The organism is Bartonella sp. AD328YNZD (genome assembly GCF_042196425.1).
On record NZ_JBHIQG010000102.1, the window covers coordinates 1 to 7,379 of the forward strand.

Here is a 7,379-nt window from a genome sequence, read left to right on the forward strand (position 1 = left end):
GCAAAATAACATACTATCTTTCGTGAAGATTTTGTCCCTTTAGAGAATAAATCGAATATTTCAGATAGTTCTCTTCACGCCTCAACAAAAATCCTCTTCTTTGAGAGGATTCCTAACCTATGCTTCCTTCCTCAGACTTAAAAATGAGAGACAAAAAACGAAGAAATTGGTTTTTTGAAAATTTAATCTTTAATAATCTTTTTCATAAAAGAGACCAATACTAGAATTTTGTTCACTTCCTATGGCTCCTTTAGCTTTGAGATGACGCGAAATATCCAAATTAATTGTCCCTTTCGTCGTTCCATCAGAACCTGCTTCAAAGCCTAAATAAATATTATTGTGTATGTAGCGTCCAATACGTAAACCTGTCTTACCCTTTTCATTAACCATAACATCAAGATCATCAAGCCCAATTTTAGTTCGTAAAGTATTCAATAAAGATGTATTAGAAGCACCCGCAAGATCAGCTGCTGCTGCCGCAAGTTGAGCAATCTGAAATGGTGATAGTTCATTGAGAGAGCGATTAAAAATCAAACGTGCTAAAATCTCATCCTGTGGCAAATTCGGTTGTGAAGAAAAATTAATATCAAGATTATCAATTGTCCCACTTACAGTTACAGTGACACGAATATCACCACTGGTATTGTTGGTTACAAAATAAACCGTAGGATTAAGATTACCGCTAAAACTCGCTTGTCCTTGATCAAAATTAAGACGTTGCGAAAGAATATCAAAACGTCCACGAATCATTCTAAATTCACCAACTGGATGTACATCATTCAATGGACCCGCGAGATTAATGCCTCCTCCCAGTTCAGCATCTAACCCTTTTCCGCGTACAAAAAATTGATTGCGTGCTGTAACGCGCATATTTGATATCACAACAGATGAAGATTCTTGCGTGACAATACGGCTTTTGGTCGTGTTCTTAACATCAGCACGCTCAAGTGTTGTTTGAATCGATTTGGTTAAATTCTTATTTCTGACATCAAGAAACTTAGCACTTTTAAAATGATCAGGAACCAGAATTTCAGCTTTTTCAACGATAATATCACCACCAATAACAAGATCACTTAAAAAATGGCCCGTCATTGTCATCTTACCTGACAATGTTGCAAGAATCATAGAACCATCATTATAGTTGGCATTATCAAGATGAAAGATCAAATCTGCCTCTAGATCATTAGAGATACGACCTGAAGCAGAAATCCCCCCCCCATCAAACGAAGAAGCTGAAGCTTTCTCTATAAGAATATGATCGCCTTTTAATTTGCCTTCAAGTGTTACATTATTCAATCCTACATTGGTTTGTGAATCAAAAAAGCTCCCGTCGTCTATAGAAATATTTCCTATCAATTGTGGCTTTGATAACGCACCATTAAGAGCTGTATCAATTCTTGCTGTACCCATTATATATGCACCACGCTTGGCTAATAAGAGATTAACAAAATCAAGAGGCATTATCCCTTTAATGTTTAGTTTTGCCTCTAAACCATTGACGGAAACAGGACCATTGATGGAGAGATCTAACCCTTTATCTCCAGTAGCTACCATATTCTCGATATGCAATGTCAATTTTTTGTAAGAACCATGAGCATTTATATTGACCGACATCGGTCCTTTAGGCGTCATAGTGGTTAAACTTTTACCAGAAAACTCGAAATGAGCATATGGATCCTTTATTGTTCCACCAATATCAACCTTGCCTATCACCGCCCCATCAAACGCTTGTCCTGTAATAAAACTATTCGCCAAGCGCGCAGATACATTTTGTAAATTAATATGAAGATCAAGCTTGGCTTGATCTAAAGATACACGTCCTTGTGCCTGTGCTTGCACTCCTTCTCCTATTAAATTTGCATTCAAAGTAAGGTTTTGATCTATGGTTTTTCCCGTAGCAGAGAGAGAAAAAGGCATAATTTTTTTATCTTGAAAAGCAACGGTTGTCAGTCCTTCACCTTTTATATCGTAAGTTATATCAGGTTTTTTTAAATGACCACGAATCATAACCTGCCCTGTTACACTCCCTGCTGCTCCAAGATCGGATTTCCACAGATTGACTAAAGTAGCAGGAAGCGCATTCATTGTAAGTTGTAAATTCAGGGTATCTTGAATATTCCCTGCAAGGATGATATTGCCTCCATTTATTGCAATTCCTAATTCATTGATTGTCATTCCATCTTTATCAAAAGCAATTATGGATGGCTTCGGCAATGTTGCATGAAAAGTATGTTGTTTTAAATCCACATTTTCAATTTGCACTTTTCGTTTTATATTGTCTGGAAGTTCCTCAACCATTAAACGACCAGAAAGTTGTGCATTGAGAGTATCATGCAACATCGCTTGGACAGTAAAAACCGTTTGTCCATTATTTCTATCGGCGTGAACATTTAAACGATTGACCATTATCAACGGTGTTTGAATATGTTCTGCATTGATAACTCCTTCAAACTGAGTCATGCTAAAAGGATCGAATATGTCAGCATCTATTGCCAATTTTTTTATTTTATTCTTGGCAAAACTCAAATGGTTAACAGACGCTTTCACATTGATTGTTTGTCTGCCATTTCGTTCATCAAAAATAAAATCTCCTTTTACTTTTCCACTACCATCCTGCAAAAATAACGCTGAAAGCACTGAAATATCATCGGCATCAATATGCAACGCTCCTTTCACAAAACCTCCAAGTTGTTGAGAAAGATCACCGGTTATTTTTGCATTTCCCCCTCTAATATCGATATCTCTAAGTTTTCTCATCTTCTGAGAATTTTGAAAAGAAGCAGATAAATACAACGGCTTTTTAGCAAAAGTTCCTTCACCTTTTACAACTCCTGTTAAAGAGGTAATCGGTGCTGTATTATCCATAAGTGCCTCTATGTTAAACGTTGTGTTTTGAAGTTTCTTCCCCACAAAGAGTGCTTCAGCCACATGAGCACGTGTATTGAGTTTTATATGGCTATTGCGCCCCCTCACCGTACCTTGAATTGTAAGTGCACCACTTATCTTCGGATCTAATTGAGCTAGATCAAATACTTGAGCAGATAAGTCCATTTTAGCACTTTCATCTGAAAAATAACCATCAGCCTTTATGTTTGCATATTGATTTTTCAAATTTAAATGACGCAAAATGAAACCCTTCGTATTTCGAGCAGCTCCACCTGAAAGAGTGATATTATTTTTGAATAAACGATCAAAAGGCTGCACACCTATTTGCATATTGTTAGCCATTCCTGATAATTTGAGATCAAAAATGCCACTCAATAAACCGATAGTTCCTTTGGCTTTAATATCTGCACTACCAGAGAGCGATTGTTTACTGAATACTTCCAAAGGAGCTAATGTTTGAGCTTTTAAACCAAGATCGCCTTTAAAAATAAAATGCTCCATTGTCCCTTTTAACCAAGAAGAAAAACCCTGAGACGTTATACTAAAATCATGAATCAAAATTGGTTTTCTAGAAACAATATCCGTATCTAGATGCACATGAACCACTTGGCTTAAATTTTCTACTAATGACCCCTTAATCTTTTTAATCCCTTGAAGCTTACCATTAATCTGAATACCAACATGACGAGAAGCTGCATCATCAAGATTTTCACTCACTCCCCCCATATCAAAAATCGCATCATGAATATAAATATTTTTATTGCTTAAATGACGTACAACGAGCTGCCCATTCCAAGATTGTTGCCCTTCACGACCATAGTCAATGTTCAAAGAAATATTCTTTGCATGCTTATGTGCCTCTGATACTGATAAATGAACAAATCCTTTTTCTTTCTCAAGAGCCATTTTTCCATCAACAAAAAGCCGCCGCAAAAATCCATCAGCTGTTATTTCAGCATTGGATAAAACATTCATTTCTTTGCTCTGAATAACCATCTGATCAAGATGCATCACACCTTCTCTTGTCCTTCTTGCTTGTGCTTTCAACGTTACATCAGACTCAAAGATGTCACGATATTGAGAAGGCATTAAAGGGTTCAGTTTGCCCACTAGTTTCGTAGACAAACTATGTCCTTCTGCAATATTTGCAAAAATAATATTGCCTTCTAAAACAGAAGAATGATCAGCTTCCAACGAAAGTCTAACAACCAAATCATCAAAAGTACCTTCACCTTTAATGGCGAGATTTAATGCTGGGTGTTTTTCAATGTTGAAAACATTCGTTAAAATGCCATTTTGTGGCTCATTAGCAGAAATATCAATTTTGGCTGTACGATTGCTATCAGATATCTTCGTTAGAATAGAAAAAGAGCCAGGTGCATCTAAACGATGTGTCTCTATATCAACATTAAAATCACCACTATCTAAAGTGACATTGCCTTCTAAAGACATATCAGCAGAAAAACCAAAAAGATTCTGTTCAAACGTTATATGTTGAGCTGTAAGCGCATTGATAGAAAGAGCAAGTGGCAATTTTGGGAAAGAAAACTTACCCATCTCAAGGGAAGAAACAAGAGAAGAATTGCCTTGCGGTTTGCGTAAAAACGTAACTTGTTCTGCCGAAAGTTGATTAATATCCATCCGCCCTCTCAGCAATGCTAGACGATTCCAATCCATTTTAGCATTGGTAATTTTAAGCCAAACTCCTTTTTTATCACTGATAGTAATAGCATCAATGGACGTTTGAGAAGACAGTGCCCCTTGCATATTGTGTAAACGAACTTGACGATTAGGCGCTGAAAGCTTGCGTTCAATTAAAGAAACAAACCATGAGCGATTATCTGTTTTCATCTCGTTAGAGAAAAGATTTCCTCCCCTTTGCGTAAAAACAAAACTCCCCACCACAAAACACAAAAATCCAAAGAAGAAAACTGATAAACGTACACCTTTTTTCATTAAAATGCTTGTCCTATACCCACATAAAAACCAATGCGAGGATCGCCCTGCTCTCTCTTTAAAGGAAAGGCTAAATCAACGCGTAAAGGACCAAGACCCGTCATATAACGACCTCCTATACCAGCTCCCCATTTAATTTTTTGAGAAAAATCAAAATTCGCCTTTTTCCCTGCGATACCTCCATCAAGAAAACTGACAAATCCTATCTTATCATTTAAAGAAACACGCAATTCTGCCGATCCCTCAATAAGTGACCTTCCACCAACAATAGCATCATTTTCTGTTTTGATACCAATATTACGGTAAGCATAACCACGAATAGAGCCCCCACCACCAGCAAAAAAAAGCGTATCCGCAGGAACCTGTGCTGTCTCATTCCCCAAAATGGTCCCAAGCTTTGCCCGCGCAGCAAAAACAAAACGATCCCCTTCATCTAACGCCCAATAAGAACGACATTCTGCCGTTATTTTTGTCACAAAATTGCTAAAACGCATTTCATAAAAAGGCTCAATCAGAACTTCACCATACAAACCTTTTGTCGCATTGAGCTTATTATTACGACTATCGTAAATCAAACCACTAGGAAATCCAATTGTTGTAAAATTACGGTTCCCAAAATAGATATCACGTGAATAACTATTCGAAACTTCTAAAGCAGCCTGTCCCGATAGATTACCATTGAAAATATGCGTAATACCTAATTTCCCTTTTATCGCTTTTGTCGTATAATTTTCTAGAATATCTTGCTGTATTTTTAATTCTGATCTGAAGTCCGTATTAGGAGTAAATACACCAGGCTTTATAAATGTGCCACCCAAAAGATAATCAAAATTTTTAAAATTATATGATTGCTTTTTATCGCTACCAACACCACTTATTTTCGTCTCAACTTTAAGGACTTCTGCATGACCAAAAAGATTGTTATGCATCCAATAAGCTTCAAAACCAGCACCATCTAATGTTGAGTAGCCGCCACCTATACCAAAACGACGCGGTTTGCGTTCTTGTACAACAAGCGTAAGTGGTAAACGTCCATCAGGATTAATTGTATCAGCCTCATGTATATTAATAGCACGAAAAATACCAAGGCGCGCAAGACGCTCACTAGCCTTGGTTAATGCATCAGAATCGTATTGCTGTCCTGGTTTCAATCCTGTCATCCATGCGATATAAGCTGAATCTACACGTGGTTTATTACTTATATTGCGCACACTTAAAGGACCATAATAAGCCTTTTGTCCAGGATCAACAATAATCCGTCCTTCTACACGCAATGCAGCATGGTCAGCCACAATCTCCCTCTTTATAACTTTAGCTTTAGGATAACCTTGTTGGCGCCATCCTTCTACCGCCCATTTTTCTGCTTTCAAAATAGTTTCAGATTTGGCAATAGCTCCAACTTTATAGTCCAATTCTTCAATTGTGGGTATTTTATGCTTTTGATGTTTTGCAAACAGAGCAACTTTATCAATATTTGCAATACTAAAAACATATTGTGGACCAGCATTAATCGTAATAACAATATTAGATTGTACTGGAAGTTGAGTTACCGGACTTAAATCAGCAACTTCTAAACCATTAATTTTAATACTAATAACACCACCGTAGCGTCCATCAGCATAAAGAGCGGAAAGAATTACCCGATAATCTGAACGCGCTTTGGCTAACAAACCAGAAGAACTAGCAGATGATTTTTCTTTATCAGCAACAAGAGAAGAGACAGATTTAACTATTTTTACACCTTCTAATGGTGCCCCTGGCGGAGCAACAACATCAACTTTATAAAATCGCTCTGTACTTTTGACATTATTTGAAGGAGAATTTGTTTTCTTTTGACCAAAAAGAGAGAGACCCAAAAAATCAAACGCCGCAAGTGGCTGTGGAAAAGCAAAAGCAAAACACAAGCCCATAAATACACAGCGCACAGTTCCTGATTTTAATAAAATTCTTGTCTGGTATACCATAAAATCAGATACCTTTAATACACTTTGCATCTACTACGCTTTAAATAATATACAAATAAGAAAGGTAAATATAATTACTTTGCATATTTTACACGTTTTATCACATCAAAGAACGATCTGCGATACATAACGTAACCCACCCCTTATATCTTCACAAAATTTTGCACTGTTGCGTAACACGAACAGCCTCATTCCTTTTTCCTAACATATTTATTTAGCTTATTATAAATGTTTATAACTGTTTTATTGCACAACATATTATCATGGTTAAATTTGTACAAATAACTTACCATGAAAACGCTACAAAACTCTGCGTATTGTATATAGATTTCTCTATAAAAAACCATAGAAATGCTTCTTGATTTTTATGTATAGATATGATTGTCTTTCCCAAATCTCAAGGGGGGAAACAACTACAATGATCGCACATATTACAACTGTTGCTTTTCGCGGTCTAGAAGCCGTTCCTGTCGATGTACAGGTTATGATTTCATCCGGTAAAATAGGAATGGCTATTGTTGGATTAGCTGATAAGGCAGTTGCAGAAAGCCGTGAACGTGTACAAGCAGCCCT

The 7,379-nt window shown here is 36.8% G+C and carries 3 protein-coding genes; 1 reads left to right on the forward strand and 2 read right to left on the reverse strand.

What is annotated here, in order from left to right; translation table 11 throughout:
• Positions 1-189 precede the first annotated feature (189 nt).
• Together ACFIO3_RS06230 and ACFIO3_RS06235 are read right to left on the reverse strand one after the other, a co-directional pair.
• Positions 190-4,842, reverse strand: coding sequence for a translocation/assembly module TamB domain-containing protein (locus ACFIO3_RS06230; RefSeq protein ID WP_375607930.1), 4,653 nt, complete (start codon positions 4,840-4,842; stop codon positions 190-192).
• On the reverse strand, positions 4,842-6,806 hold the full coding sequence (locus tag ACFIO3_RS06235; RefSeq protein WP_375607985.1) for an autotransporter assembly complex family protein: 1,965 nt from the start codon (positions 6,804-6,806) through the stop codon (positions 4,842-4,844). Before ACFIO3_RS06235 ends, ACFIO3_RS06230 begins: the two co-directional genes overlap by 1 nt.
• Positions 6,807-7,224: 418 nt before the next feature.
• On the opposite strand from ACFIO3_RS06235, the gene ACFIO3_RS06240 reads away from it, so the two are divergent.
• Positions 7,225-7,379, forward strand: a 155-nt coding sequence (locus tag ACFIO3_RS06240) for a magnesium chelatase domain-containing protein (protein WP_375704205.1), incomplete at its 3' end; no start/stop codon positions are given.

Bases quoted from the DNA above. Each gene is read 5' to 3' on its own strand.
- ACFIO3_RS06230 (WP_375607930.1), bottom strand. From the start codon at position 4,842: ATGAAAAAAGGTGTACGTTTATCAGTTTTCTTCTTTGGATTTTTGTGT.
- ACFIO3_RS06235 (WP_375607985.1), bottom strand. From the start codon at position 6,806: ATGGTATACCAGACAAGAATTTTATTAAAATCAGGAACTGTGCGCTGT.